This is a genomic window from Streptomyces litchfieldiae (assembly GCF_031845365.1).
GTDB lineage: Bacteria > Actinomycetota > Actinomycetes > Streptomycetales > Streptomycetaceae > Streptomyces > Streptomyces litchfieldiae.
Window position 1 is genome coordinate 239493 of the sequence record NZ_JAVREL010000008.1, and the last position, 26451, is coordinate 265943.

At 71.2% G+C, this 26451-nt stretch carries 22 protein-coding genes and 2 pseudogenes; 12 read left to right on the forward strand and 12 right to left on the reverse strand.

The genetic code is table 11. From position 1 onward, the window contains the following. The first annotated feature begins 670 nt into the window (after positions 1 to 670). The gene (locus tag RM590_RS16335) at positions 671 to 1180 is read left to right on the forward strand and encodes a MarR family winged helix-turn-helix transcriptional regulator (protein ID WP_311705299.1); all 510 of its coding nucleotides are present in this window, start codon (positions 671 to 673) and stop codon (positions 1178 to 1180) included. 22 nt (positions 1181 to 1202) lie between these two features. On the opposite strand, the gene RM590_RS16340 is transcribed toward RM590_RS16335, so the two are convergent. From RM590_RS16340 to RM590_RS16360, 5 genes are all read right to left on the reverse strand, one after another. Further along, positions 1203 to 1628: a PPOX class F420-dependent oxidoreductase gene (locus RM590_RS16340; RefSeq protein ID WP_311705300.1), complete on the reverse strand. Its 426-nt coding sequence runs from the start codon at positions 1626 to 1628 to the stop codon at positions 1203 to 1205. A 75-nt stretch (positions 1629 to 1703) separates the two neighbouring features. Beyond that, a complete protein-coding gene (locus RM590_RS16345) occupies positions 1704 to 2099 on the reverse strand; it encodes a nuclear transport factor 2 family protein (protein ID WP_311705301.1) in 396 nt (131 codons plus the stop codon). Between the two features lie 25 nt (positions 2100 to 2124). Then, entirely contained in the window at positions 2125 to 2907 is a 783-nt protein-coding gene (locus RM590_RS16350) for an MBL fold metallo-hydrolase (protein WP_311705302.1), read from the reverse strand. Between the two features lie 132 nt (positions 2908 to 3039). Then, positions 3040 to 3282 carry a VOC family protein gene (locus RM590_RS16355; RefSeq protein WP_311705303.1) on the reverse strand — a complete coding sequence of 81 codons (243 nt, stop codon included), beginning with the start codon at positions 3280 to 3282 and terminating at the stop codon, positions 3040 to 3042. Positions 3283 to 3770: 488 nt separating this feature from the next. Then, positions 3771 to 4106, reverse strand: coding sequence for a winged helix-turn-helix transcriptional regulator (locus RM590_RS16360; protein WP_311705304.1), 336 nt, complete (start codon positions 4104 to 4106; stop codon positions 3771 to 3773). A gap of 63 nt (positions 4107 to 4169) precedes the next feature. Here RM590_RS16360 and RM590_RS16365 point away from each other — a divergent pair, with 63 nt between their 5' ends. After that, positions 4170 to 5012, forward strand: coding sequence for an NmrA family NAD(P)-binding protein (locus RM590_RS16365; RefSeq protein ID WP_311705305.1), 843 nt, complete (start codon positions 4170 to 4172; stop codon positions 5010 to 5012). A gap of 530 nt (positions 5013 to 5542) precedes the next feature. On the opposite strand, the gene RM590_RS16370 is transcribed toward RM590_RS16365, so the two are convergent. Beyond that, a complete protein-coding gene (locus RM590_RS16370) occupies positions 5543 to 6607 on the reverse strand; it encodes a LacI family DNA-binding transcriptional regulator (RefSeq protein WP_311705353.1) in 1065 nt (354 codons plus the stop codon). 216 nt (positions 6608 to 6823) lie between these two features. On the opposite strand from RM590_RS16370, the gene RM590_RS16375 reads away from it, so the two are divergent. The 3 genes from RM590_RS16375 to RM590_RS16385 all read left to right on the forward strand — a co-directional run bounded on the left by RM590_RS16375 (position 6824) and on the right by RM590_RS16385 (position 11576). Next, positions 6824 to 8386 (forward strand): alpha-L-arabinofuranosidase C-terminal domain-containing protein, encoded by a 1563-nt coding sequence (locus RM590_RS16375; RefSeq protein WP_311705306.1) that lies wholly within the window; start codon positions 6824 to 6826, stop codon positions 8384 to 8386. A 915-nt stretch (positions 8387 to 9301) separates the two neighbouring features. After that, a complete protein-coding gene (locus tag RM590_RS16380) occupies positions 9302 to 10276 on the forward strand; it encodes a TerC family protein (RefSeq protein WP_311705307.1) in 975 nt (324 codons plus the stop codon). 994 nt (positions 10277 to 11270) lie between these two features. Beyond that, on the forward strand, positions 11271 to 11576 hold the full coding sequence (locus RM590_RS16385; RefSeq protein WP_311705308.1) for a PadR family transcriptional regulator: 306 nt from the start codon (positions 11271 to 11273) through the stop codon (positions 11574 to 11576). A gap of 109 nt (positions 11577 to 11685) precedes the next feature. On the opposite strand, the pseudogene RM590_RS16390 reads toward RM590_RS16385, so the two are convergent. Next, positions 11686 to 12940 (reverse strand): annotated as a pseudogene (locus tag RM590_RS16390) (APC family permease). 301 nt (positions 12941 to 13241) lie between these two features. Between RM590_RS16390 and RM590_RS16395 the strand changes: the two are divergent. Beyond that, positions 13242 to 15275 (forward strand): PhoX family protein, encoded by a 2034-nt coding sequence (locus tag RM590_RS16395; RefSeq protein ID WP_311705309.1) that lies wholly within the window; start codon positions 13242 to 13244, stop codon positions 15273 to 15275. Between the two features lie 59 nt (positions 15276 to 15334). Here RM590_RS16395 and RM590_RS16400 read toward each other — a convergent pair whose 3' ends face one another. From RM590_RS16400 to RM590_RS16410, 3 genes are read right to left on the reverse strand one after another with little or no spacing between them, the layout of a single operon-like run. Continuing rightward, entirely contained in the window at positions 15335 to 16225 is an 891-nt protein-coding gene (locus tag RM590_RS16400) for a MauE/DoxX family redox-associated membrane protein (protein WP_311705310.1), read from the reverse strand. A 15-nt stretch (positions 16226 to 16240) separates the two neighbouring features. Then, the gene (locus RM590_RS16405) at positions 16241 to 16882 is read right to left on the reverse strand and encodes a cell wall protein (RefSeq protein ID WP_311705311.1); all 642 of its coding nucleotides are present in this window, start codon (positions 16880 to 16882) and stop codon (positions 16241 to 16243) included. 20 nt (positions 16883 to 16902) lie between these two features. Next, complete coding sequence (locus RM590_RS16410) at positions 16903 to 17328, reverse strand: RlpA-like double-psi beta-barrel domain-containing protein (RefSeq protein WP_311705312.1); 426 nt, start codon at positions 17326 to 17328, stop codon at positions 16903 to 16905. A 399-nt stretch (positions 17329 to 17727) separates the two neighbouring features. Between RM590_RS16410 and RM590_RS16415 the strand changes: the two genes are divergently transcribed. Then, on the forward strand, positions 17728 to 18003 hold the full coding sequence (locus RM590_RS16415) for a hypothetical protein (protein WP_311705313.1): 276 nt from the start codon (positions 17728 to 17730) through the stop codon (positions 18001 to 18003). 27 nt (positions 18004 to 18030) lie between these two features. On the opposite strand, the gene RM590_RS16420 is transcribed toward RM590_RS16415, so the two are convergent. After that, positions 18031 to 18876, reverse strand: coding sequence for a GNAT family N-acetyltransferase (locus RM590_RS16420; RefSeq protein WP_311705314.1), 846 nt, complete (start codon positions 18874 to 18876; stop codon positions 18031 to 18033). Between the two features lie 197 nt (positions 18877 to 19073). On the opposite strand from RM590_RS16420, the pseudogene RM590_RS16425 reads away from it, so the two are divergent. Continuing rightward, positions 19074 to 19283 (forward strand): annotated as a pseudogene (locus RM590_RS16425) (DUF3099 domain-containing protein); the annotation flags it as partial. Positions 19284 to 19287: 4 nt separating this feature from the next. Here the strand turns inward: RM590_RS16425 and RM590_RS16430 are convergent. Beyond that, positions 19288 to 20553 (reverse strand): Nramp family divalent metal transporter, encoded by a 1266-nt coding sequence (locus tag RM590_RS16430; protein WP_311705354.1) that lies wholly within the window; start codon positions 20551 to 20553, stop codon positions 19288 to 19290. A gap of 109 nt (positions 20554 to 20662) precedes the next feature. Here RM590_RS16430 and RM590_RS16435 point away from each other — a divergent pair, with 109 nt between their 5' ends. The 4 genes from RM590_RS16435 to RM590_RS16450 all read left to right on the forward strand — a co-directional run bounded on the left by RM590_RS16435 (position 20663) and on the right by RM590_RS16450 (position 26422). Continuing rightward, positions 20663 to 21502, forward strand: coding sequence for an isocitrate lyase/PEP mutase family protein (locus RM590_RS16435; RefSeq protein WP_394813874.1), 840 nt, complete (start codon positions 20663 to 20665; stop codon positions 21500 to 21502). Positions 21503 to 21575: 73 nt separating this feature from the next. Continuing rightward, complete coding sequence (locus RM590_RS16440; RefSeq protein WP_311705315.1) at positions 21576 to 22328, forward strand: Clp protease N-terminal domain-containing protein; 753 nt, start codon at positions 21576 to 21578, stop codon at positions 22326 to 22328. A gap of 54 nt (positions 22329 to 22382) precedes the next feature. Continuing rightward, entirely contained in the window at positions 22383 to 23861 is a 1479-nt protein-coding gene (locus tag RM590_RS16445; protein ID WP_311705316.1) for a 3' terminal RNA ribose 2'-O-methyltransferase Hen1, read from the forward strand. Further along, positions 23858 to 26422: a polynucleotide kinase-phosphatase gene (locus tag RM590_RS16450; protein WP_311705317.1), complete on the forward strand. Its 2565-nt coding sequence runs from the start codon at positions 23858 to 23860 to the stop codon at positions 26420 to 26422. Before RM590_RS16445 ends, RM590_RS16450 begins: the two co-directional genes overlap by 4 nt. The last annotated feature ends 29 nt before the right edge of the window (positions 26423 to 26451 follow it).

Consider the following 26451-nt stretch of genomic DNA (forward strand, 5'->3'; position numbering starts at 1 on the left):
GCAGAAAGTGCGCGTACTTGCGCAGCATGAATCCGGGATCCGCGTGACCGAGCCACTGGGCCACCGACACGATGGACTCACCGGCCTCGAGCTGCTCGGACGCATAGAAGTGACGCAGGGCGTGGAATCCGTGCCCCGAGGAAGGTTCCCGGACTCGGGGAATTCCCGGGGATTCCTGCTCCAGAGGCGCGATCACGCCAGCTCGGGCCAGGGGCAGGCTTCCAGACGTACGAGGTGAAGTAGTTCCGGTTGATCGCCCGTCGCTCTCGTCCTGTCGTGAAGAGCGCGTACGACCTGGGCCGCCAGCGTTGCTTCCTCCGGAAGGTCTGAGGTTCCGGTGGAACCGTGGCCTGGCCGCCCTGAGCAAGCTCTACCGGGTCGACCGCGCGTACGTCGCAGTGAACCCGGTCGTGATGCGGACGGTGATGGGCCGGTACAGCAAGGCGGTGTCGGTGCCGGACGCTCATGCGAAGCATGCCAGGGCCTGCAATGCCCGCTGGCCTGAACCGGTCACTGGTTCGGCGGGGATGCCACCCATCCTTGTGCCCCATTCAAAGGGGCGCCCGCGCTGGTCGCCCCCCTTCCCGCTTCGAGCGCGTCTGCCCCGGGTGTGGGCCGCCATGACCTACAATTAATCATCCATGGAATATAATTCTTCGGAAGATGAGTGATGGCTGATCTGAAGCAGATGTACCGGGAGCTGGTCTCGCTGGAGATCGAGCTGTGGAATGGCATCGAGGGGCGGTTGCGGGCGGAGTACGACCTGCCGCTGACGTCGTTCGAGGTGCTGCATCTGCTGTTGCGTCGGCCGGGGCTGCGGATCCAGGACATCGCCGAGGAGTTCTCGATCACGGTGGGCGGCACGAGCAAGGTGATTGACCGCCTGGAGGCGGCGGGCCTGTGTGGGCGTCGTGCGAATCCGAGTGACCGGCGTTCCTCGATTGTCCAGCTGACGGCTGAGGGGCAGAAGCTGGTGGACGGGGCGGTGAAGGTGTTCGAGGACGAGCTGGAGTTGCGGATCGGGTCGGTGATTTCCGAGCAGTCCGTGCGGGAGGTGACCACGGTCCTCAATACGCTGCGGGCAGCCGGACGGGCTCTGGACGCGGAGCGGAAGGCGCGGGGCCGGACGCCGGTGCCGGCGATGCCGGCGTTGAAGCAGCCCGGTCGGCCGGCCTCGTGAGCCACGGCGTTTCCGAAGTCCTTCAGTCGGCGGTGCCGTCAAAGGCGATGACTTTGTCGATGTGGGCGCGGACGAGGAGGTTGCCGGGGCCGCCGTTGCGGGCGGCGTATTCCTGGGTGCGGTCTTCGCCCATGTAGCGGGCGCCGAGGAGGCCGCCCCAGCGCAGCATCTCGTCGGGGTTCTCGGAGGTCTCGGCGTGTCCTTGGAGGGTGACGAACGCGCATGGGGGGCGGTCGTCGTCGACGCAGAGGGCGAAGCGTCCGTCGCGGGCGAGGTTGCGGCCTTTGACGCCGTCCTTCTCGGTGGTGAGCACGATGTCGTCGCGGTCATGAAGAAACCAGACCGGGGTGACGTGCGGGCTGCCGTCGGCTCGGACGGCCGACAGCTTCCCGGCGCGGGTGCCGTGCGTGACGAACGCCCGCCGCTGCTCGTCGGTCATCTTCCGCATGCGGTGCCGTTCACGCTGGTGGGGACCCGGCCGTGTGCCCCGAGGCCGGGGTCGGCCTCGGGGCGGGCCCGGGTTTCAGCGGCCCCAGAAGGCGTCTTCGGCGCTCTGGTCGCTGGAGAAGAGCCACGTCTCGGTGATCTTGCCGTTCTGGATGCGCAGGATGTCCACGCCGTCCATGGCCATGGAGGTGTCGCCGCGGCGGCCGGTGAAGTGGATGTGGGCGGCGACCAGGTCGCCGTTGCCCATGAGCGAGTGGATCGTGTCGATGGCGAAGGTGCCCTGGCTGGCTTCCAGCATGCTGCCCAGCATCTGGAAGACGGCGCCTTGGCCCTTGTGCTCGCCGGAGAACTGGTTGGTGCCCGGCTGGTGCCAGACGATCTCCTCGTCGAGGAGGTCGCCGAGGGTGGCCATGTCTCCGGTCTGCACGGCCTGGAAGTAGGCGCGAGCGAGGTCGATGTTCGCAGTGGTCATCGTGGTCTCCGTGGGTTCGGTCGGGTTATCGGGCGAAGTCGAGGCGGTGGGCCAGGTCGGCCTTGGTGAAGGCGGCTTCGATCTCGGCGCGGCCTTCCTTGAAGTGGGCCCAGCTGTCGTAGTGCGCGGGGACGACGCGGCGGGCGCCGAGTGTCTTCGCGGCCTCGGCGCCCAGGGCGCTGTCGAGGGTGAGCAGGGCGCCGTCGAAGGCGAAGGGCATGCGGGCGCCGCCGAGGAACAGGATCGCGGTGTCCACCGGGGCGAACTTTTCGGCGATCTCCTTGACATGCTCCAGGGCGGCGTTGTCTCCGCTGACGTAGACCGAGGGCAGGTCGTCGGAGGTGAGCATGAAGCCGACGACGTCACCGGAGATCGGCTCGCAGCCCACGGGGCCGTGCCTGGCGGGCACGCCGGTGACGGTCACGGTGCCGCCGTCGGGCCGCCCGAGCTCGGTGGTCTGCCAGAAGGCGAGACCGCGGGCGTTGCCGCCCAGGCGGCCGGCGCCGCTGACCGTGGTGAAGACGACCGGCACCTCGGCCAGGAGGGCACGGCCGGCGTTGTCGAGGTTGTCGTCGTGCTCGTCGTGGGAGAGCAGAACGGCGTCGACGCGGCCGAGGTCGGCGGCGTTGACCGGCGAAGGGTCGGTCTTGACGAGCTTGTGGTCGCCGGGGAGGGGCATGGGGTACTCGCCGGGCGGGTCGAAAGTCGGGTCGGTGACGAACCTGAGCCCGCCGTACTCGAAGAGCACGGTGGGGCCGCCGTAGACGCGCGCGGGGATCTTTTCGCTGATGGCGCTGGCGCGGGACATCGGGGAACCTCCCGGTCGGGGGAATAGTGGTACGTGGCCCCGCTGAGGCGGGAGGCGGGGCGGAAGAGGCGCGGGCCGCGGGGCCCTGCCATGGGCTGCCGCGCTCTGGCGGGGCACCCGGTCAGATCGGGCCTACTGGGCGGGTACGGAGAAGACGCCGAAGTGATTGCCGGCGGTGTCCTCCAGCCGGGCGAAGGTGAAGCCCGCGGAGTCGGAGACCGGTTCCATGAGGACCTCGGCCCCGAGCTCCTGGCCGGGTGTTGGTGTTGAGGACGTGCTTCCAGTCGAAGAGCTCGCCGTAGAACTCCTTGACCTTCTCGGCTGGTCGGTGCCGAACTCGAACCAGGCGACCGAGTTGAAGGCGGGGACAGTCATGACAGCACTCCTTACCCCCACGAGAGGGAGAAATATGACCTTCTGACGCAGGGTGAATCCAGATGGTGACCGCCCCGCGGGTGACCTCACGAGAACCCGGCGGGGGGCGGGCTCCGAACCGGCCGGTGTCCACCAAAGCACTTCCATTCCATAGAAGCAACTTCCATGGATTATTGTTCCACGGATAGGGCTCGGTGGTCTTCGGCCGACCGGCCCGTGGGCAGCACAGGACCCCGGCGCGTCGGACGCGAACGGCCGGGTCGGCAGGAAGGAAACGGTCATGGAGCCGGTCGAGATCGAGGCGAAGACCCTGATCCAGAAGTCGAAGGCCCCGTCGAACGACTACGTCATCAACCCCTACACCGGCTGTGTGCTGGGCTGCGGCTGCGCTTCGGGGAGGTCGTCCATCACGACGACAACGACGCCCTGCGGCACAGGCTCGCGTCCTCGGCGTGACCCGTGTCCGTGCCGCCGGGCCAGGCGTTGCGTCAGGCGGTGACGGCGGCGTCGGGATCCGGCACCGCCATGGCCCAGGTCCCCATGGCCTCCAGGACATCGCGCAGCCCCTCGCCGAGAGGGGTCAGCTCATACTCGACGCGCGGCGGGATCTCCGCGTAGGCCGTGCGGGTGACGATGCCGTGCCGCTCGAACTGGCGCAGCCGACTGGTCAGGGTGTGCGGGCTGATGCCGGGCAGGGCCTCGCGCAGTTCGGTGAAGCGGTGGGGGGCCTTCAGGAGTTCCCGCACGATCAGGGTGGCCCACGGGCCGTTGAGCAGGGTGAGGAACCGCGCGACACCGCACTCGGGAAGGCAGGGGTTGGACATTTTTCGAGCCTAGCCCATTAGTGCAGTTGATGTAACTGATGCATCGCATGCACTAATGGCGGCATGACCTACGTGATTCATGGCGCCACCGGCGCCCAGGGTGCCCCCGTCGTCGCCGCTCTCGCCGCCGCGGGAAAGTCCGTGACCGCGGTGACCCGCAACGAGCACGCCGTCGTGGACGGCGCGCACGTCGTGTCCGCCGCCTACTCCTCCGCCACCGACCTGACCGACACCTACCGTGGTGCCGCAGGGGTCTTCGTCCACCTGCCGGTGGCCTCGGAGGAGGACCGCCGGCTCTTCGCGGCCAATATCCTCACCGCTGTCCGCGAGGCCCGGCCGGACCGCGTCGTGTTCTCCACCAGCGGCTTCCCGATCGACCCCGCCATCGGCGGTGCCGCCGCGACCCTGGCCGCCGGTCTGGCCGACGGCAACGTGTCCCACGCGGTGGTCGCGCCCGAGCTGTACCTGGAGAACCTGCTCATGCCGTACGTCATCGACTCGGTCCGCGAGCGCGGTGTACTGCCCTACCCGATCCGCGCCGACTTCCCCGTCTCCTGGGCATCCCACCTGGACATCGCCGATGCCACCGTCGCCCTGTTCGAACACACGGACCTCACCGGCGTGGTCTCCGTCGGACAGTACCCACCGATCACGGGCCCGGACCTGGCCGAGGCGTTCGGCACCCGGCTCGGACGGGACGTGGTCTTCGAGCCGATCACCCCCGAGGAAATGCGTACCTCGGTCGCACCCCTGATCGGGAAGGACGCGGCCGCCGACATCGCAGCGGCCTACCAGGCGATGAGCGCCATGCCGAACCGCTCGATCACACCCGAGAACTCCGCCCAGAACCTGCTGGACATCACCCCCCGGACCACAAGCCAATGGCTGGCCGACATCGGCCTCTGACCGCAGCCACTGTCGGCTCCGGCCGAGCAGGCAGGGCTTGGCGAACCGCCGTTCTCCACGGACGGCCCGCCAAGCCCTGAAGTCCTGCCGAGCGCCGCGCCAGGACCCGCCCCTCCAACACGCTGAATATGACAGGGAAGTCCAGTTCCCTGCCAAGTCAGCGTGTTGGGATCTCCCGATCCGCGTGGCGTGCGGTATCTCCTCGCCGCGTGCTCGCGGGGAGCGCGTGCGCAGTGCTGGCTGGATCGGCCTCGCTGCTGGCGATCGGCAAATGGCCCGCCGATGCCCCGGCGCACGTACCGGAACGGCTCGGATCCCGTCCGGTCCTGTCCAAGCGTCTGGTCCCCCTCGGAGTCACAGTGCGCCGTCTGCTGACCCGGGTCGACGGCGACGCGCCGGACCGGGCCGTGCGCGGCTGGCTTGCCGACCGACGCCCAGCCGGCGCAGCGGCCGGCTGGCTGCAGGCCGGTTGGTCTGGGCCTCTATGGTGTGCTGCCGGTCGGTGGGGGCGGCCCCCGGGGAGGAGTCCGTCAGGCGCGCCGTGCCGGTGGTGGGGCCGTTGACGCACGTTGGGCGATTCGTCCGTGGAGTACGGTGCGTGAGGCGGCTGCGGAGGGGGTGTCGATCAGGGTGTGAACGGCCTGAGCGGCCATGCGTCCGAGTTCGAACTTGGGGACGACGAACGTCGTGAGCGGTGGCGACAGGAGTGTGCTCTGCAGCACGTCGTCGGTACCGATGATGGAGATGTCACGAGGAATCTCCAGGCCGGCCTCGGCGATGGCGGTGTAGGCGCCCATGGCGCTCTTGTCACTGACGGCGTAGACGGCTGTGGGCGGTTCGGGAAGATTGAGGAGTTTTCGCATCTGCTGATACCCCTTCACCGGGGCCCCGGCTTCCTGCGGGGGCGTGAGCTCGGGTACCGGCGTCAGCCCTGCCTCCAGCAGCGCCGCATGGTAGCCGCGCCGCCGGTCGGTGAGGCTGACGTAGCAGGTGGAGCCCACGAGCATGCCGATCCGTCGGTGTCCGAGTTCCAGGAGGTGCTGGGTACACCGGTAGCCGGCGGTGAAGTTGTCCGCGACGACCGCGTGGATGCCGGTGTCGTGGTCCAGGTAGTTCTCCAAGAGCACCACGGGCACGTCGGTGGCGAGGATGCGCTGGACCGCGGCCTCGTCGATGTCGCCGCCGTTGGCGACGATCATGCCGTCGACGCCTCGCCCGGTCAGGGACCGCAGGTCCGAGATCGGATCGTCGTGGGGGCGGTAGAGGTGGAGGAGCATCTGCAGCCCCTGGCCGCGCAGTCCGTCCTCGACCCCGGAGACGACCTCCGCCATGAACCCGTCCTGAGCGGCGGCGGGTGAGAGCGCCTCCATGACCAGCCCTACGATCCTGCGCGGCTTCCTGGTGTCCGCCGATCGGCGCGGGGGCACGTACTGCAGCGCTTCGATCGCCTGGAGAATGCGCTTTCTCCGCATGTCGGAGACGCCTGGCTTGCCGTTCACGACGAGGGAGACGGAGGACAGCGGCACCCCGGCGGCCTCCGCGACGTCTCGCAGGGTGACGGGCTTCCCCGTCCGTGCAGCCTGCACCTCTGCCATGCACCCATCCGCTCGCTGCCGATCCGGCCCCAACGCGAAGAGGTTACCACCGTTGACCCGAACGACGCGCGAACGGAGATGCGAACAAGCAGCTCCCTGTTCTCGAAAATTCCACCGCCGAATCTTGCGAACACTGGATGGGCGTTCTAGCCTCCGTCCCGCGGGCCGTGTGGGCCCTCATCGTCGACTCGGAGTAAGTCCGGGGAATGAAGCACCATGCCGGCAGACCCCGCTGCGGTCATCGACGTGTCACTCGCGCGACCGGGTGTCGCATACTCCCGCAACCTCTTCGGCCACTTCATCGAGCATTTCCATCGCCAGGTGTACGGCGGCCTCTACGACCCGGGCTCGCCGCTGAGCAACGAGCGCGGGTTCCGCGAGGACGTGATCGAGGCGATGCGCGAGCTACGGCCGTCCGTGGTCCGCTGGCCAGGCGGCTGCTTCGTCTCCAGCTACCACTGGCGCGACGGTGTGGGGCACCCTCGCCGACCGCATTACGACAAGGCGTGGCGGGTAACGGATCCCAACACGTTCGGCACCCACGAGTTCGTCGCCTGGTGTGAGGCGATCGGCGCCGCCCCGTACATCTGCACCAACGCGGGGACCGGAACCGCCGAGGAGATGAGTGACTGGGTCGAGTACTGCAACCTTGCCCAAGGCAGTCACTGGAGCGCGCTGCGCACGGACAACGGTCACCCGGCACCGTTCGCCGTCCCGTTCTGGAGCATCGGCAACGAGAACTACGGCGACTGGGAGATGGGCGCCAAGACCCCGCAGGAATGGGCGAACCTGGTGCGGGAGTCGGCCAAGATGATGCGGCGCGTCGACGAGTCCATCGTCCTGCTCACCGCGGCCCGAGCGGATCTCGAATGGACCTTGCCATTGCTGCTGGCCGCCGGCCGCTACCTGAACATGGTGTCGATCCATGGCTACTGGGACTCACTGGCCGATGTGAACCAGCCCAGCGCCTACCTCACCGCCATCAGCCGCTCCCTCGACCCGCAACGGGAGATCCAGCACACGATCGACATCATCGGGGCGGCCGCCCTGACCGGACAGGTCGGCATCGCCTTCGACGAGTGGAACCTCCGCGGCTGGCACCACCCCTGGGGCAACAGCGACGCCGCGGTCCGCGCCCGGGACGCCAACGACGACAACACCACCTACACCATGGCCGACGCCCTGTTCTCCGCCAGTTTCCTCAACGCATGCCTGCGCCGAGGGGATGTCGTCAAGATGGCCAACATCGCTCCCAGCATCAACGCCCGAGGCCCTCTCTTCGTCCACCCGGAAGGCATCGTCCGGCGCAGCACGTTCCACGTCATGGCCATGTACGCCAACCAGCTCGGCGAGCGAGTCCTCGAAACCCACGCCGCAGCCTCGGACCTCGAAGCCGCCTCCGTCCCGGTGATCGACTCACTGGCCACCATCGACTCCACAAATACCCGCGTCACCCTCTCGCTGATCAACCGCGAGCCGAACTCGGCGGTCCCCTGTGAAGTGCGCATCGCCGGGCATCCCGTGGATGGCAGCCACCAGGCGACCATTCTCGACGGACCCGGCGCCGACACCTACAACGACATCGACCGGCCCTCCACGATCACCCCCCGGAGGTCGAAGCTGGACTTCCGCTCGGGACACGTCGCCCTCCCCCCGCACTCCCTCACCATCTGCGACATCGACCTTCCCCTTCACCACACCGAAGGAGACATCGACGCCGGACGCATCCTCAGCGGCGACTGGCAGCTGTCGACCACCGGATGGCACAAGACCTCCTGAGACATAGCCCAGGCTCCGCCGGTCGCCGACGATGGCGACGCTGACGGCCGCTCCCGTAGACCCATCCGCTTTCCGCCTTCCGCTCAGGCACGGTCCTCGTACGCCATGAAACGTCGTCCGCCCCAGCTGACCGCTTCAGAGGACGGCTTGAGGAAGCCTCCGAAGTCGCTCGGCTGCGGGCTACTGCTCGCCCGGAGCCGGCCCGAGGGCCGGCAAAGCGGTGTTGTGGGTGGCGGCGCGCTTGACGGGCTTGGTGGGGGCGCGCAGAGTACGCCGACGGCGCTCGGACATGACCGGTTCCTTTCAAGGGCAGGAGCTGAGGGAAGAAGACGAACGGGCGAGGGCACGCCGCAGACGCCGCCTCCCCGGCCCTGTCAGGTCCTGGTCCGGGCGACGCCCTGCGGCATGCGACTGGGAGGTTCACCGCTCATCGCGGACGTCACCCGCCTTTCGATGCGTGCGGCAAGGGCGTCGCGCATCGTATAGCGCCCGGGCGAACCCCGGAATCCGGCGAACCGTCGCACCATTCGGATGATCAGGCACGAGGCGAGGCGCACTTCCCTCCGCGGTTTCTCCTCGCCAGAGGTGGTGGACGCCTCAGTGCTTGTCTTCACCGCGGGTGGCGGCGGGCTGCCGGGCGACAGCCCGGCGTACGCGGTCAGCCATCGCACGATGCGCGGACCGCCCGAGCTGGGCGCCGCACCCGTTCGGACTGTGGGTAGGCCGACCTGCGGCTGCGCAGCCGTTGACCCACCAGCCGGGAGACCCGTCACCCAGCTGGCCAGAGCGCCGGCTCTGATCTGACGCCCCATACCAGGACATGACCATTAGTTCACCTGTTCATGGTGGAAGTTGCTTGTTTCCATGGCAACGCTGACAATCGCCCCACCTGCACCACCTAGACCAGGAGCACCAGTGAACGTCTCGCTCACCGTCTGGCTGCTGACCGTGACGGTCCTGTGCGCGCTCGTCGCCGTGGACTTCTTCATCGGCCGCAAGCCGCACGACGTGTCGATCAGGGAAGCCGGCATCTGGACGGTGGTGTGGGTCGTCCTGGCCTGCCTGTTCGGGCTCGGGCTCTTCGTCTTCGGCGGCGGCCAGCCGACCGGCGAGTTCTTCGCGGGGTATATCACCGAGAAGTCGCTGAGCGTCGACAACCTCTTCGTCTTCGTCCTGATCATGTCGAGGTTCGCGGTGCCGTCCCACTACCAGCAACGCGTGCTGATGATCGGCGTCATCATGGCGCTCGTTCTGCGCGCCGGGTTCATCGCGGCTGGCGCAGCCATCATCTCGGCGTTCTCCTGGGTGTTCTACATATTCGGCGCATTCCTCATCTGGACCGCCTGGAAGCTGATCCAAGATGCGCGGACGGGTTCGCACGACGGGGAGTACGAGGAGAACAAGCTGCTCAAGTCCATCGAGCGCCGCTTCAGCGTTGCGGACCGCTACCACGGCACCAAGCTGTTCGTCATTGAGAACGGCAAGCGCGCGATGACCCCGATGATGGTCGTGATGCTGGCGATCGGCTCCACGGACGTCCTGTTCGCGCTCGACTCGATCCCCGCCATCTACGGCCTGACGCAGGACCCGTACATCGTCTTCACCGCCAACGCCTTCGCGTTGATGGGTCTGCGGCAGCTGTACTTCCTCATCGGCGGCCTGCTGAAGAAGCTGGTCCACCTCTCCTACGGACTGTCGATCATCCTCGGCTTCATCGGCGTCAAACTGATCCTGCACGCGCTGCACGAGTCCGGCGTCCACGTGCCGGAGATCTCCACCCCCTTCTCGCTCGGCTTCATTGTCCTCGTCCTGGCCGTCACGACCGCCACCAGCCTGCGCGCCGCGAAGCGGCAGGAGGCCGAACCGGGGAAGGCGGGTGGCCGAGCGTAAGGAGCAGGCCACACGCTTGGTCCTGCCGGATCTATTCCTGCCAACCTTCAGGCACCGGGAGGGCCTGGCCAAACGGCGGGCGACGCTGCTGTTCAACCCCGCTCGGGGGCACAGGCGACGGCGTGGCATGGTGCCGCGCGAACAGTTCGCTTTGGCCTGGAAGACACGACTGCCGCGGCCCGCGCCACGCCCGTCCGTGTGTACCCCCATTACCTTCGAGCGCGAATGCACCCTCGGAAGCTTCGGGAAAGTTTCACCGCCGACGGACCTACCCAGCCACGGATGACCATCCCTGGGACCTGCCCTTCCTTGGCGTAGCACAGCAGCAAGGTCCGCTGGGCACCTTCTACTGTAGGAGCTTTCGGGCCCGAAGAACGATGGCGTTCACCCCCGCCCGGGCGAAGGTGAACCGGAACCTGAGCACCTGGCAGCCAATTGGCTCCGGCAGCCCCGCACACATAACCTGCCCGCGGCCACTCCACAACCCAGGATTCCTATGTCGCGCGACATAGACTGACGTTCACAGAGCGCGGTGGTCGAGGGCCGTGTTCGACTTCGACCCCAATCGCATCGACAAACCGCACTCACCCACAGAGAGTCACCTCTCCCCGCACGCAGGCGGAACGATTGCACTTCGAAGAGCCGGACGGCTGTGGGAGTTCTCTGGGACTTTCGGCCGCATCAGAGAGCAAACACGAAGAAAGCCCTGAAAGGGCGTATCCGCAGGTCACCGGCATGCTGGTGCTTAACGCAGCAGGTCAGGGGACTGGCTGGTCTCTTCCGCAACATCTGATCGCCCCCCGTCGTCGCACCCCCTCCGGCCTGCGGAAACGTTGGGCCGGAGGGGGTGTGTCCAGTTTTCGGGTCAGCCCGCCGTTGGTCCAGCCCTTGCCGATGGCCGATACGGCGGGCGGCACGGGCCGGCCAGGCATAGAATCGGTGCCCGATATCGGATTCGTCACTGCCTGGGCCAGGCGGGGGAAGCGGGCGAGAAGTGCGGGAGTTTCAGCGCGGCGCGGTGCGGCTGCACATCCTGCACCACGCGGCCGAGGAGGAGATCCACGGCGCGTGGATGACCGAGGAACTGGCCCGGCACGGCTACCGGATCAGCCCCGGCACCCTGTACCCGACGCTGCACCGGCTGGAGGCCGACGGCCTGCTGGTCTCCGAGCAGCGCGTGGTCGACGGCCGGGCGCGGCGGGTGTACCGCGCCACCAAGGCCGGACGGCAGGCGCTGGCCGAGGACCGCAAGGCCCTGGCGGAACTGGCTCGCGAAGTCCTCGGCGACGACGCCCCCTGACGCGCTTCCACACCGCCTGGCGGTCGGCGACCTGCCACCTCGGGGTGCGCGGAAGCCGGGCGCCGGGATGCCGGCCTCATCGAACGGGCCAGGCGCGCGTCGTACGCGGCTACGCCCTCCGGCCGGCCACCACGCGACGCGCCCCATAGGCGGCGGCACCCACAGCCAGCACAGCGGCCCCGGAGATCACCGAGTCGAGCGGCAGGGCGAAGGCCAGCACCCCGCAGCCGGTCAGCCCCACAACGGGGATGATGCGGGCCGGGCGGCCCTCGTCCGGGGTGAGGGTCCAGGCGGAGGCGTTGGCGATGGCGTAGTAGGCGAGCACGCCGAAGGAGGAGAAGCCGATCGCGCCGCGCACATCCGCCGTCGCGGCGACCACGAGCTCGGCGCGGTGGGGCACGGCGAACCGGGGGTGGACGGCGGCCAGCGCGTGGGGCAGGTGCCGGTCGCGTGCCATGGCCAGCGTGGTGCGCGAGACGCCGAGAATGAGGGCGAGCAGGGAGCCGAGCGCGGCCACCGCCGCTCCGGCCCGGACGACCGGCGCGAGCCAGTCGGCGCCCGCGGCCCGCACGGCGTCCGACAGCGGCGCGGTGGCCTCGCCCAGACCGCCGTTGCCCAGCACGGCGAGCACCGCCACCGTCACCGCCGCGTACACGACGAGGGTGATGCCCCAGGGCGAGCGGGATGGCGCGGGGGATGGTCCGGGCGGGGTCGGTGACCTCCTCGCCGAGGGTGGCGATGCGCGCGTATCCGGCGAAGGCGAAGAACAACAGGCCCGCCGCCTGGAGCACCCCGCCGACGGTGGCGTCATCGCCGACGTCCAGCCGGGCGGCTTCCGCTGTGCCGGAGGTGAGGGCGGCGATCACCACGGCGACGAGCACGGCCAGGACGACGGCGACGATCCCCCGGGTCAGCCAGGCCGCCTTCTGCACTCCGGCGTAGTTCACCGCGGTCAGCGCCACCACTGCCGCGACCGCGACCGCGTGTGCCTGGTCGGGCCAGACATAGGAGCCGACCGTGAGCGCCATGGCCGCGCAGGAGGCGGTCTTGCCGACCACGAAGCCCCAGCCCGCCAGATAGCCCCAGAAGTCGCCCAGCCGCTCGCGGCCGTAGACGTAGGTACCGCCCGAGGCCGGGTACCGGGCGGCCAGTCGCGCGGAGGAGGTCGCGTTGCAGTAGGCGACGACTGCCGCCAGCGCGAGACCGAGCAGCATCCCGGACCCGGCAGCCTCTGCGGCCGGGGCGACCGCGGCGAAAATCCCCGCGCCGATCATCGACCCCAACCCGATCACCACGGCGTCGAACACCCCAAGCCGCCGCCGCAGTTCCTCCGGCGTCCCGGTGGCGGTCGATGGCTTGCTCATGAGACCTGCTCCCTCGGCGGCACGACGAGCACCTTTGACGAAATCCGATATCGAAAGACGATAGAGGGCTCCGCGGCGCCGGCGCCACCGAGGTACCGGTCGGGAGCGAGCGCGGGAGGGCCAGGAGTCGTTCGCCGGTTGTTCACTCGCCCGTTGGCGGAGTCGGACGCGATTGCACCTAGCGTCCTGCATCGACACCAATCGATCCATCAGTGGCGGGTTTCGACCCTCCACGGACCATCCTGGAGGTGCCGTGCGCCACCCATCCTCCGAATCTGACGACAGACGGAACAAACGGGTCGTGCCGTTGCCGCTGCTCGCCTCGCATCCCGGCGGGCGCGCAGCGCTCACCTGCCGGTACCGCTGTGGTGACGCGTGCAGCCACCCGGCGCCGAACGCCTCGGACAACGCCTATTTCGGCGATCTCATCGCCAGGGCCGTCTCGCGCCGCTCGCTCCTGCGGGCCGGGGCCGTGGTGGGCGTGGCCGCCGGTGCCGGCGGAGGCGTGCTGGCCGGGACCGCGTCCGCGGCCCGGGGTGGCGGCGGCGGGGCGCGCGGGCTGGGCTTCGAGCCGGTGGCGCCCAACACCGCCGACGCGCTCACCGTGCCGCCCGGCTACCGGCAGCAGGTGGTGATCCGGTGGGGCGACCCGGTGCTGCGTGGCGCGCCCGAGTTCGCCCCGGCCCGTCAGACGGCGGCGGCGCAGGCGGCCCAGTTCGGCTACAACTGCGACTACATGGCGCTGCTCGACCTGCCCCGGGAGCGCGACGCCCGGCTGCTGGTGGTCAACCACGAGTACACCAGCGAAGAGGTGATGTTCCCCGGGTACGACCCGGACAACCCCACCCGCGAGCAGGTGGAGATCGCCTGGGCCGCGCACGGCCTTGCCGTGGTCGTCCTCGCCGAACACCGCCGCTCCGGCAAGCTCACGCCCGTCGCCGGGCACCGGCTGAACCGCAGGATCACGGCGACGACGCCGTTCGAGTTCACCGGCCCGGCCGCCGGCAGCGACCTGCTGAAGACCTCTGCCGACCCCACCGGCACCACGGTGCTGGGCACGCTGAACAACTGCGGTGGCGGCACCACCCCTTGGGGAACGGTGCTCTCGGGCGAGGAGAACTTCAACCAGTACTTCGGCAACGCCGCCTCCGTGACCGACCCGACCACCAAGGCCCGCCTGGCCCGTTACGGCATGTCCGGCGGCGCGAGCGAGCGGAAGTGGGAGCGCTTCGACCAGCGGTTCGACCTGGCGGCCGAGCCGAACGAGGTCAACCGGCATGGCTGGGTCGTGGAGATCGACCCCTACGACCCGACCTCCACGCCCCGCAAGCTGACCGCGCTGGGCCGTTTCAAGCACGAGGCCGCCGAGCCGCGCCTGACCCGGGACGGGCGCGTGGTGGTCTACATGGGCGACGACGAGCGGTTCGACTACTTCTACAAGTACGTCTCGACCCACCGCATGATGAGCGGGACCAGCCGACGGGCGCGACGGCACAACCGCGGCCTGCTGGAGGAGGGCACCCTCTACGTCGCGAAGTTCACCGGCAACAGCCCGGCCGAGGAGATCGACGGCACCGGCGCCCTGCCCGAGGACGGCGAGTTCGACGGCAGCGGTGAGTGGATACCGCTGGCCAGCGGCGACAGGTCCTTCGTCGACGGCATGACCGCCGAGGAGGTCTACGTCTTCACGCGGCAGGCCGCCGACAAGGTGGGCGCGACGAAGATGGACCGGCCCGAGGACGTTGAGCCCAACCCGCGCACCGGCGCCGTCTACATCGCGCTCACCAACAACACCCGCCGCGGCGCCGCCGGCCAGCCGGGCCCGGACGAGGCCAACCCGCGCACCAACAACAAGCACGGCCAGGTCGTCGAGGTCATGGAGTCGCGCAACGACCCGTCCGCGACGCGCTTCACCTGGCGGCTGCTGCTGGTCTGCGGCGACCCCAACGACCCCGGCACGTACTTCGCCGGGTTCGCCAAGGACCAGGTCAGCCCGATCTCCTGCCCGGACAACCTGGCCTTCGACCCGCACGGCAACCTGTGGATCTCCACCGACGGCAACGCCCTGGGAGCCAACGACGGCCTCTTCGGCGTCGCGCTGGAGGGCAGCAACCGGGGACAGGTCAAGCAGTTCCTCACCGTCCCCGTCGGCGGGGAGACCTGCGGGCCGATCGTGGAGGAGCACCGCGTCCTGGTCGCCGTCCAGCACCCGGGCGAGGTGGACGGCTCCAGCCACGAGAATCCCGGTTCTCACTGGCCGGACGGGCCCGGCACGCTTCCTCGCCCGTCCGTGGTGAACGTGACACGGACGGACGGCAGGCGCATCGGCTCCTGAGGCGCCGCCGCGGAAGCGGCCGCGGCGGGCCCCTGCCCGCCGCGGCCGTTCCGTCGTGGTCAGCCCGCGAGCGGCAGTTGGGTGCGCGGCCGCGCCACGAGGTCGGGGGTCACCACCTCGGCGGTCTCCTGGTCCACCACGCTCACCCTGATCACCCGGCCCGCCGGGCGGTCCAGATGCGCGCCGGCGTCCATCGCGAACAGCACCGAGACCGGCCGGTCCCGGCCGCCCTCGCGGTGCGCGCCGGTGTAGTGGAGGATGCGCCAGCCGTCCTCGTCCCAGTGCTCGACCAGCCCTGACCGGATGAGCGGGGACGCCGTCTCCCAGGCCAGCGACCTCTCCAGCAGCTCGACCGAGGCGGCCACCGGGACCGCGCCGGAATCGCCGCCCAGCGGATGGCCGAACAGCCGCAGCCGCAGGCGGCGCAGCGGCACCTGCCAGCTCCGCTCCGGCGCGGCCGACAGATACGCCAGCACGGCGGCGCCGACGGCCAGCACCCCGGCCGCCGCGCCCGGCCGGTCGGCCGCCGCCGACCACCAGGGCCGCCCCGCCGCCGCGGCACCCGCCCCGCCGGCCGCGACCAGCCCGGCGCGGGCGAAGGAGTGCCAGGTCAGGGCCGCGTTCTCGCTCGCCGTGCAGCCGCAGGACGACTCCGGCGCCACGGCCTTCGCGTAGCCGAGGTACCCGAGGAAGCCGGCGCCGAGCGCGGCCGTGGCCAGCCCGGGCGCCATGGCCCGGGGGAACGCCAACAGCCCGGCGGCCAGCAGCACTTCGACCGCGCCGGTGGCGCGCAGCACCAGCGCCGCACGGTCCGGTCCCCGGACCAGCCGGGGCAGGGCGGTGCGGGCCGCCTGGGCACGCAGGTTCCGGCTCGCCAGTTTGGCGGCGCCGGTCCGGGCGAGCAGCCCGCCGAGGAGCAGCGGGAGCAGGCTCGCGGTGAGTGAGAGCATCTGGATCACCCGCCCTCAGTGTCCGACGGTCACGCGGACGAGATCGATGGAGCCGTCCGAGGGCCGCCAGGCGCCCAGCACTTGGGCCGGCTGGCCGATGCGCAGCCGGGACAGGTCGGAGGTGAGCGCGCTACCCGCGTAGGAGGCGGCCGTTTCGGGGATGGTGCGGCCGACCAGCTCGTGGTTGCCGTGGGAGAGGTGGAGGCGTTCCTTCTGGATGCCGCGGATCGTGGTGTAGAGGTTCACGATGTTGACCCAGACGGCGTCGGCCGCGATCGTGCCGTCCGGCATCTCCACTCCCCGCGCGTAGAGCCCGTCCCCGACCTCGATGGCCCCGGCGGTGGTGGGGCGGGCCTTCCAGACGCTGGTCGCGTTGGTGAGCTGGATGTGGTGCGTCTCCCCGTGGGAGCCGGCAACGTGGAGCACGCTGCCCTTGATGGCGCCGATCCGCCCCTCGGCGAACGAGGTGTGGGTGACGGCGGGGTCCAGGGACGGGCCGGGGGCGGCGAACGCGGCGTCGGCGTCCAGCGCGCCGAGCGCGGAGGCGCCGACGATGGTGGCCCCGCCCAGGGCGGCGGAGGTGAGGAAGCCGCGCCGGCCGAACCGGTCGGGCCCGGCCGCGGAGGGCGTCCGGGAAGAGCTCGTCGAGCGTGTCATGGGGGTCTCCTCCTGCCTCTTCACTCGGTGATGACGACGGGCAGCACGCCGGAGCTGAGGCTGCCGATGGCCGAGAAGGCCGCGGGCGTCAGGTCCAGCACGCGGTTGATGCGACAGGTGCCGCCGCAGCAGGTCTGCTCGCCGCAGAAGCTTCTGGTGCGCGGGCCGCAGTCGGTGATGGTGATGCAGACGGTGGCGCCGGAGCACTGGTGTCTGACGTTCATGACGGAGCCGCAGCCCCGTCGGACGATGCCGCCCTCGCCGCACAGGTCGGGGCGGGTGATGTCCCAGCACGCCTGCGAGGCGTTGGGCCAGGCGCCGTGGTTGGCGGCCGAGCGGCAGTTGCCGCAGGCACCGCCGCCGGCGCTGCCGCACGGACCCCAGGCGGCGCCGCAGCAGAACCAGGTGGTTTCCCCGGCCCAGAGCGCGTTGGTGGAGCAGGCCACGGTGAACTCCCTTCGGAGGACGCGAGAACGCTCTCTTTTTGACCTGCACATGACATCTCGACGACATGATCCGCGGCGGGACGAAAGGCGCGCGGGGTGAACGGTGGGAGGACTTCCACCCGATGCCGGAACCTGTGGGGGGACGTCGGGGCAGGGAAGGCGGAGCGTCGGACCCGCCCATAATCCCCCGGCGCGGGGCGGCGACGCCAGAGGGCCAGGTGACCGCCATTGGTCCGATGTGTGATGGCACCGGGCCGAGGCGCATACTGAGGAAGGACGCGATCCGGTCTCGAATCCCCGTCAGTTCGGTCAATTCCGCCGGCCTGCATGACCCGGGGCCAGACGGGGGACAGTGATCGAAGAACCGGTGAACACCCGGCTGCGGTGAGGAGTTCCGTCATGGACCAGGCACTGGACAACAGGCTGGACAATCGGCTGGACCACAAGGCCACGCGGCACACACTCGTACTCTTCGGCGTCACGTTCGCACTGGCCGTGCTCGCCTCTCCCGTCTTCGTGCTGTACGAGCTGCTGCTCGGCGCGTTCGGCCTGGTGTTCACGGGCATGCTCACCCGGGGCCGGGAGGGCACGAAGGCCCGCGCGGCCACCGTCGTCTTCGCCGGACTCCTGGCGGGCAGCCTGCCGTATCTGGCCGCCGCGCCGTTCGTGTCCTGACGGCGCGCGCCACGCGACCGGATTGCGTCAGGACAGCTCCAGGGCGACCCGGTCGAACACCGGGCGGTAGCCGATGCGCTGGTAGACCGCGTTGCTGGTGGGGTTCGCCAGGTCGGTGAACAGCACCACCTCCGCGGCCCCTTCGCCCCGGGCCCGGCGGCTGGCGGCGGCGGTCACCGCCCCCGCGTAGCCGTGCCGCCGGTGCTCCGGCGGGGTGTACACGAAGGCGATCCGCACCGCGCCCGCGATGAGACGGGTGGCGGAGGCCATGGACACCGGCGCCCCGTCCGGGCGTTCCCACAGGACGAAGCCGTCGTGCGAGAGCCGGTCGTCGACCGTGTCGGCCAGGGCCGTGGTGGGCGCGCCGACGTCCGCCATGAAGCTCTCCGTCCAGGAGAGCAGCAGGTCCCGGTCGGCCGGGCCCGCGATCCTGGCCCGCCCCTCCGGGGCCGGGTCCGGCGGCACCAGCGTGCCCAGCCGGTACAGCCGGGTCTCATGGGTCACCCGCGCGCCCGGGCCCCAGGCCGCGGCGAACGCCTCGGCGGGCGCGCGCGGCAGTTCGACGGCCGTCGGCGGGGCGTCGCCGGCCGCCGGCCCGGCCAGCAGCTTCGCCAGCGGCGCGACGGCCGCGTCCGGCAGGTGCGTGACCTGGACGGCGCGCGGCGGGGTCTGGAACAGCGCGGCCCCCACCGAGCCGTCCGCCTCCCGCCACCAGCCGAAGAGGGACGGCGCGTCGCCGTACACCGTGGCACCGCGGGTCCGCAGCATGTCGGCGACGGTGAGGTGAATGGTGTGCTCGGCGGGCCGGGACCGCAGGAAGTCCCCGGCCGCGGCCAGATAGACGGTGACGTCGTGGGTGGTCGTCCAGGTCATGCCGCCCATCGTGGCCAGGCGGCGCCCGCCCCGTACAGCGAATAAACGGGAACGCCCGTACGAGTGATTCCCCGGGCGAGGGACAACTGGTCACGGACGGGGTGGCGTAGAACGGAAGGCAGTCGTTCAGCCCCGTCGGGGAGACCGCCATGGAGGACCAGTGAGCATCCGGCCCGGCCCCCGCGGCCCGGAATAGCCGGCGCGTCGTGTACCAGCGTCGGCGGCGCCGTTACTTCGTGCTGATGACCATCTGTCTCGTCCTGTTCGTCGGGGCGTGGACCGTGGTGCGGCTGTGGTCGGTGCCGCTCGCCATCGCCATGTGCGTGGTCGCTGCGGCGATCCCGCCGGTGGCGGCCATCGCGGCCAACCGGCGGGAGCCGGACGACCGGTGGTGGGACGAGCGGTAGGGGCTCACCAGGGCAGATCGCGGATCTGCTGGACGCACAGCACCAGGAACAGCACCCCGGAGCCCAGCAGCATGACGTTGCTGAGCGGGCCGTTGCGCCAGCGCGCGGGCACCCGGTCGGTGTTGAGCAGCCAGAGCAGGGTCAGGGCGAGGAACGGCATGAAGAACGCGCCGAGGACGCCGTACGTCAGAACCAGGCCGATCGGCTCGTCCAGCCAGAGCAGGGCCATCGGGGGAAAGGTCAGCCACAGCAGGTAGGCGCGGAACGGCTGGGAGCGCTCCCGGTCCTGCGGGGGCACGGCCCGGGCGGGCCAGGTGCGGCCGACGAAGTCGGTGAACAGCAGGCTGACGCCGTGCCAGACGCCGACGACCGAGCTGAACGAGGTGGCGAAGAAGCCGATCAGGAACAGGTCGGCGGTGAGCGGGTCGAAGCGTTCCTCCATAACGTCGCCGACGTCCACCAGGCCCCGGTCGCCCTGGCTCAGGGCGATGTCGGCCGCGTGCAGCAGCTCGGCGCCGATCACCAGCATGGCGATGACGAACAGGCCGGTGGTGGCGTAGGCGACCCGGTTGTCGAGGCGCATCATCGGGATCCAGGCCGGGCCGCGCCAGCCCTTCGCGGTGACCCAGTAGCCGTACGCGGCCAGCGTGATCGTGCCGCCGACGCCGCCGATCAGCCCGAGGGTGTAGATCACGGAGCCGTCCGGGAGGGCCGGCCACAGCCCGGCGGCCAGCGCGCCGGGGTCCGGGCCGACGCGGATCGCGATGCCGACGACGACCACGAACATGACGCCGACGAGGCCCATCATGAGCTTCTCCACGACCGCGTACCGGTTGAACCAGACGCAGGCCAGGCCCAGCAGCCCGGACACGATCCCCCAGGTGCGCAGGGAGGGGCCGTCGGGGAAGAGCGCCACGAGCGGCAGCGCGCTGGCCGACATGGCGGTCGCCCCGTAGACGAAGCCCCAGACCACGATGTAGACGCCGAAATAGCCGACGGCCCACCGGCCCAGCGAGTCCCAGCCGTCGAAGATGGTGGTGCGGGTGGCCAGATGCCAGCGCCCGGCCGCCTCGGCCAGCGAGATCTTGATCAGGCAGCCCAGCACGGCGGCCCACACGAGCGTGTACCCGTAGCGCTCGCCCGCCACGGCCGTCGCGACCAGATCGCCCGCGCCCACACCGGTCGCCGCGACCACCAGGCCCGGTCCGATCAACCGCCAGCGGCTCGCGGGGAGTTCGGTGTCCTCATCCGTCTTCGCCACAACGGGGATCCTGCCCAGCGGCGGCCGTCTGATACGCGAAGGCGAACGGTGGGGGCGGGCAACGGTGGTGTCCGAATCCCGCCGGACCGCGCGTGCGGGCGGCTGATGTACTGCCCTCATGACACAGATGACGCACATCGCCGACCGGGCCCGGCTCTTCCACTCGCTGCACCGCGCGGGCGACCCGCTGGTGCTGCCCAACGCCTGGGACGCGGCCAGCGCCCGGATCGTGGCGCGGGCCGGGGCCGCAGCCGTCGCCACCACGAGCTCCGGGGTCGCCTGGGGACTGGGCGCGGCCGACGGCGACCGGCTGGACCGGGACCTGGCACTGGAGTTGACGACGCGGGTGGCCGCGGCGGTGCCGGTGCCGGTGACGGCGGACATCGAGAGCGGGTTCGCCGAGGACGCCGACGGCGTCGGCGACACCGTGCGCCGGGTGGTGGCCGCGGGGGCCGTCGGCGTGAACCTGGAGGACACCCACCACCGCGGACCGCGGCCCCTGCGTTCGGCCGCCGACCAGGCCGCGCGCCTCGCGGCGGCGCGCCGGGCCGGCGACGAGCTGGGGGTGCCGGTCTTCGTCAACGCCCGGGTGGATGTGTTCCTGCGCGACACCGGCGAGCCGGGCGAGCTGCTGCGGGAGACGCTGGAGCGCGCCAAGGCGTATGTGGCGGCCGGCGCGGACGGGATCTTTGTGCCCGGGGTGACGGATCCGGCGGTGGTCGCGCGGCTGGTGGCCGGCCTGGACGCCCCGCTCAACGTCATGGCCGGGCCGGGCGCGCCGCCGGTGGCCGAGCTCGCGGCGGCGGGGGCGGCCCGGGTCAGCGTGGGCTCCGGGCTGGCCCAGGCGGCCTACGGGGTGGCGGACCGCGCCGCCCGCGAGCTGCTGACGGCGGGCACCTACACGGAGTTGGCGGGCGGCCCGGGATTCGCGGAGCTGAACGCGCTGATGGACGAGTGACGTTGGGGCCCTGGACGACATCTCCCCATGGGGTTACATTGGGGGTACTTCATAACCCCAAGGGGAGGACTCCGTGGTGCCGAAGATCAACGTCTATCTGCCCGACGACCTGGCCGAGGCGGTGAAGGACGCCGGGATCCCGGTGTCCGCCGTCTGCCAGCGCGCCCTGGAAAGCGCCGTGCGCCGGATCGCCGCGCTCCGCGAGAGCGTCGCCGGCGGCGAGTTCGACCCCGAGGACCCGGCCAGCCTGACGCAGTACACGCAGCGCGCCCGGAACGTGGTCAAGCGCGCCCAGGACCTGGCCCGCGCCGAGGGCGCGCCGCTCGTCGCCACCCGCCATCTGCTGGACGCCCTGCTGGCCGAGGAGGGGAACCTCGCGCTGCGCGTGCTCTCGGCACTGGAGATCGCCCCCGCCGCCGTGCGGCGGGAGCTGACCCGCCGCGCCGAGATCGAGCAGGGAACCGAGGGCGGCGGCCCGGCGTTCAGTTCCGCGGCGGCCGGCGCCCTGGAGCTGACGGCCACCGAGGCCGTCGGCCTCGGGCACAACTACGTCGGCTGCGAGCACCTGCTGCTGGGCCTGGTCGGCGAGCCGGAGGGCGTCGCAGGGCACACCCTGCGCGCGTTGGGCGCCGAGTACCGGGCCACCCGCCGCGCGATCAGCGCGGCCGTGGCGGGCTTCGTCCACCTCCGGGCCCAGGAGTCGGCCGCCCAGGCGCCCCCGGTCGACAAGGAGCAGTTCGCGCGGCTGCTGTCGGCCGCCGTCCAGCGGGAGCTGGCGCCGATCGTCGGCCGCCTGGAGCGCCTGGAACAGCGGCAATCGCTGTAGCGACACTCGGAAATGAATGCGCGCGGGCGGTCGGCACCCTGCATACTCAAACGGGTGTTCCTGACGATATCGGCCGCCGGTGGCGCCGGCCGCCCCGCCACCGATCTCGGCTTCCTGCTGCACAAACACCCGGAAAAAGCCCAGGAGTTCAGCACATCCGCCGGCCCCGCGCACGTGTTCTACCCCGAGGCGGACGCCGAGCGCTGCACGGTGGCCCTGCTCCTGGACGTCGATCCGGTGGCGCTCGTCCGCAACCGGGGCCGCGGCCGGGGCGCGGCGCCCGACGCCACCCTGGCACAGTACGTCAACGACCGCCCCTACGCGGCGTCCTCGCTGCTGGCCGTGGCCCTGGGCCAGGTCTTCCGCACCGCGCTGCGCGGCCAGTGCGACGCCCGGCCCGAACTGCCCGCGCGGGCGTGGCCGTTGCGGATCCAGGTGCCGGCGCTGCCGGCCCGCGGCGGGGCGGACGTGGTGCACCGGCTCTTCGAGCCGCTGGGCTGGACGGTGGAGGCGCGGCCTGTATCCCTGGACGAGGCGTTCCCCGAGTGGGGCGACAGCCGCTATGTGCGGCTCACCCTCACCGGCTCCGCCACGCTGTCCGCCGCGCTGCGCCAGCTCTATGTGCTGCTGCCGGTGCTGGACGCGGCCAAGCACTACTGGATCACGGCCGAGGAGGTGGACAAGCTGCTGCGCGCGGGCGACGGCTGGCTCGCCGGGCACCCGGAGCAGAAGCTGATCGTCGGCCGCTACCTCGCCCACCGCACGGCGCTCACCCGCAAGGCGCTCGCCCACCTCGAACTGGCGCGGCTGGCCGAGTCGGACGACAGCGCGGCCGAGGAGCTGGACAACGCGGTGGACGACGAGACGGACGGCGAGAACGCGCCGGTGCCGCTCGCCGTCCAGCGGCGCACCGCCATCCTGACCGCGATCCGGGAGACCGGCGCCACCCGCGTGCTCGATCTGGGCTGCGGCGGCGGGCAGTTGCTCGACGCGCTGCTGAAGGACCAGCGGCTGACCGAGGTCGTCGGCATGGACGTCTCGGTCCGCGCCCTGGCCGCCGCCCACCGGCGGCTGCACACCGACCGGATGCCGGAACGGCAGCGCGCGCGGCTGACGTTGATCCAGGGGTCGCTGATGTACACCGACTCCCGGCTGAAGGGCTATGACGCGGCGGTCCTCAGCGAGGTCGTCGAGCACGTCGACCCGCCGCGGCTGCCCGCGCTGGAGTACGCCGTCTTCGGCGCGGCCCGGCCCGGCGCCGTCGTGGTGACCACCCCCAACGCCGAGTACAACGGCCACTGGGAGTCGCTGCCGGCGGGCGAGTTCCGGCACGCCGACCACCGGTTCGAGTGGTCGCGCGCCGAGTTCGCCGCCTGGGCCGGCGGCGTCGCCGAACGGCACGGCTACGACGTGACGCTCCGCCCGGTGGGTCCCGAGGACCCGGTGTCGGGGCCGCCCACCCAGCTCGCCCTGTTCATCCGCCGCACCGACCGAGAGACCACCGACCGAGACGACAAGGAGGCCGTCGCATGACGGACCTCACCGTGCCCGACCTGTCGCTGGTGGTGCTGATCGGCACCACCGGATCCGGCAAGTCCACCTTCGCGCGCCGGCACTTCCCGCCCACCCAGATCGTCTCCTCCGACGTCTGCCGGGGGCTGATCGCCGATGACGAGAACGACCAGAGCGCCACCCCCGACGCGTTCGAGCTGCTGCACTACCTCGTGGGGAAGCGGCTGGCCACCGGCCGGCTCACCGTGGTGGACGCCACCAACGTCCAGCGCGAGTCGCGCCGTCAGCTCGTCCAGCTCGCGCGCGACCACGACGTGCTGCCCGTCGCCATCGTGCTCGACCTGCCCGAGCAGGTCTGCGCGGAACGCAACGCCGCCCGCCCCGAGCGCGCGGACATGCCCGCGCACGTCGTTCCGCGCCAGCGGCGCGAGCTGCGCCGCTCGCTGCGCGGCCTGGAGCGCGAGGGCTTCCGCCATGTGCATGTGCTGCGCGGCGAGACGGAGGTCGCCGAGGCCACCGTCCGGCTGACCCGCCGTTTCAACGATCTGCGCCACCTGACCGGCCCGTTCGACATCATCGGCGACGTCCACGGCTGCCGCGCCGAGCTGGAGACGCTGCTGTCCGGCCCGTTGGGCTACGCGATCGAGCGCGACGGCGCGGGCCGCGCGGTGAACGCGCGCCACCCGGACGGCCGCACCGCGGTCTTCGTCGGCGACCTCGTGGACCGCGGCCCGGACACCCCCGGCGTGCTGCGGCTGGTGATGGGCATGGTGGCCGCCGGGACCGCGCTGTGCGTGCCGGGCAACCACGAGAACAAGCTGGGCCGTTACCTCAGGGGCCGCAAAGTGACCCTCACCCATGGCCTGGCGGAGAGCGCCGAGCAGTTGGCCCGGGCCGACGCCGACGACCCCGGATTCGGCGCGCGCGTGGGCGCGTTCATCGACGGGCTGGTGTCCCACTACGTGCTGGACGGCGGCGGGCTGGTGGTCAGCCACGCCGGTCTGCCCGAGAAGTACCACGGCCGCACCTCCGGCCGGGTCCGTTCGCACGCGCTGTACGGGGAAACGACCGGCGAGACGGACGAGTTCGGGCTGCCCGTCCGCTACCCCTGGGCCGAGGACTACCGGGGGCGGGCGGCCGTGGTGTACGGCCACACGCCGGTGCCGCGCGCCACTTGGCTGAACAACACCCTGTGCCTGGACACCGGTTGTGTCTTCGGCGGCGCGCTGACCGCGCTGCGCTGGCCGGAGCGCGAAATCGTGGACACCCCGGCCGAGCGCGTCTGGTACGAGCCGGTGCGCCCGCTGGCCGCCGAGACGCCCGGCGGCGCCGACGGCCGCCCGCTGGACCTGGGCGACGTGGCCGGCCGCCGCGTGGTGACGACGCGGCACCTGGGCCGGCTAACGGTGCGCGAGGAGAACGCGGCGGCGGCGCTGGAGGTGATGAGCCGCTTCGCCGTGGACCCCCGGCTGCTGCTCCACCTGCCGCCGACGATGGCGCCCTGCGCCACCTCCGCCGAGGAGGGCTATCTGGAACATCCGGCCGAGGCGTTCGCCGCCTACCGCGGGGACGGCGTGCGCGAAGTGGTGTGCGAGGAGAAGCACATGGGCTCCCGGGCCATCGCCCTGGTGTGCCGCGACGCCGGGATCGCGCGGAAGCGGTTCGAGGCGCCGGAGGGCATGCGCGGGGTGGTGCACACCCGCACCGGCCGCCCGTTCTTCGAGGACGCCGGGACGGCGGATCAGGTGCTGGACCGCCTCGCCGCGGCGATCGGGGCGGCCGGGCTGTGGGACGAGCTGAACACCGACTGGGTACTGCTCGACGCGGAGATCCTCCCCTGGTCGCTGAAGGCCGGCGGCCTGCTGCGCGAGCAGTACGCGGCGGTCGGCGCGGCGGCGCGGGCGGTGTTCCCCGACGCGCTCTCGGCGCTCGCGGCGGCGGCCGGGCGGGGCGTGGATGTCGGCGCGCTGCTGTCCCGGCAGCGCGAACGGGCCGCCGCCGCCTCGGCGTTCACCGACGCGTACCGGGCGTACTGCTGGCCCACCGGCGCCGGGCTGGAGGGGGTGCGGATCGCTCCGTTCCAGATCCTGGCCGGCGAGGGCCGCTCGTTCGCGACGCTCCCCCACGACGAACAACTCGCCCTGATCGACCGGTTCGTGGACCGCGACCCGCTGCTGACCGCGACCCGGCGGCTGGCGGTGGACACCGCCGACGAGGCGTCGGTGGCGGCCGGGATCCGGTGGTGGCTGGATCTCACCGCGGCCGGCGGCGAGGGCATGGTGGTCAAGCCGCGCCTCGCACATGTGCTCGGCGCGGACGGGCGGCCGGTCCAGCCGGGCCTCAAGTGCCGGGGCCGGGAGTACCTGCGGATCATCTACGGCCCCGAGTACACCCGCCCCGAGCACCTGGCGCGGCTGCGCGAACGGCCCCTGGGCCACAAGCGGTCGCTGGCGCTGCGCGAGTACGCGCTCGGCCTGGAGGCCCTGGACCGGCTGGCCGAGGGCGAGCCGCTGTGGCGCGTGCACGAGGCGGTGTTCGCGGTCCTGGCACTGGAGTCGGAGCCCGTCGACCCGCGCCTGTGAGAACGACAACCTGAGCAACGTTCACATAC

What these genes read in the sequence shown, in the direction of transcription:
- RM590_RS16365 (WP_311705305.1), top strand. Translation starts at nt 4,170, where the DNA reads ATGACCTACGTGATTCATGGCGCCACCGGCGCCCAGGGTGCCCCCGTC.
- RM590_RS16350 (WP_311705302.1), bottom strand. Translation starts at nt 2,907, where the DNA reads ATGTCCCGCGCCAGCGCCATCAGCGAAAAGATCCCCGCGCGCGTCTAC.
- RM590_RS16435 (WP_394813874.1), top strand. Translation starts at nt 20,663, where the DNA reads ATGACACAGATGACGCACATCGCCGACCGGGCCCGGCTCTTCCACTCG.
- RM590_RS16450 (WP_311705317.1), top strand. Translation starts at nt 23,858, where the DNA reads ATGACGGACCTCACCGTGCCCGACCTGTCGCTGGTGGTGCTGATCGGC.
- RM590_RS16370 (WP_311705353.1), bottom strand. Translation starts at nt 6,607, where the DNA reads ATGGCAGAGGTGCAGGCTGCACGGACGGGGAAGCCCGTCACCCTGCGA.
- RM590_RS16415 (WP_311705313.1), top strand. Translation starts at nt 17,728, where the DNA reads ATGGACCAGGCACTGGACAACAGGCTGGACAATCGGCTGGACCACAAG.
- RM590_RS16405 (WP_311705311.1), bottom strand. Translation starts at nt 16,882, where the DNA reads ATGACACGCTCGACGAGCTCTTCCCGGACGCCCTCCGCGGCCGGGCCC.
- RM590_RS16400 (WP_311705310.1), bottom strand. Translation starts at nt 16,225, where the DNA reads ATGCTCTCACTCACCGCGAGCCTGCTCCCGCTGCTCCTCGGCGGGCTG.
- RM590_RS16355 (WP_311705303.1), bottom strand. Translation starts at nt 3,282, where the DNA reads ATGACTGTCCCCGCCTTCAACTCGGTCGCCTGGTTCGAGTTCGGCACC.
- RM590_RS16375 (WP_311705306.1), top strand. Translation starts at nt 6,824, where the DNA reads ATGCCGGCAGACCCCGCTGCGGTCATCGACGTGTCACTCGCGCGACCG.
- RM590_RS16420 (WP_311705314.1), bottom strand. Translation starts at nt 18,876, where the DNA reads ATGACCTGGACGACCACCCACGACGTCACCGTCTATCTGGCCGCGGCC.
- RM590_RS16335 (WP_311705299.1), top strand. Translation starts at nt 671, where the DNA reads ATGGCTGATCTGAAGCAGATGTACCGGGAGCTGGTCTCGCTGGAGATC.
- RM590_RS16345 (WP_311705301.1), bottom strand. Translation starts at nt 2,099, where the DNA reads ATGACCACTGCGAACATCGACCTCGCTCGCGCCTACTTCCAGGCCGTG.
- RM590_RS16340 (WP_311705300.1), bottom strand. Translation starts at nt 1,628, where the DNA reads ATGCGGAAGATGACCGACGAGCAGCGGCGGGCGTTCGTCACGCACGGC.
- RM590_RS16360 (WP_311705304.1), bottom strand. Translation starts at nt 4,106, where the DNA reads ATGTCCAACCCCTGCCTTCCCGAGTGCGGTGTCGCGCGGTTCCTCACC.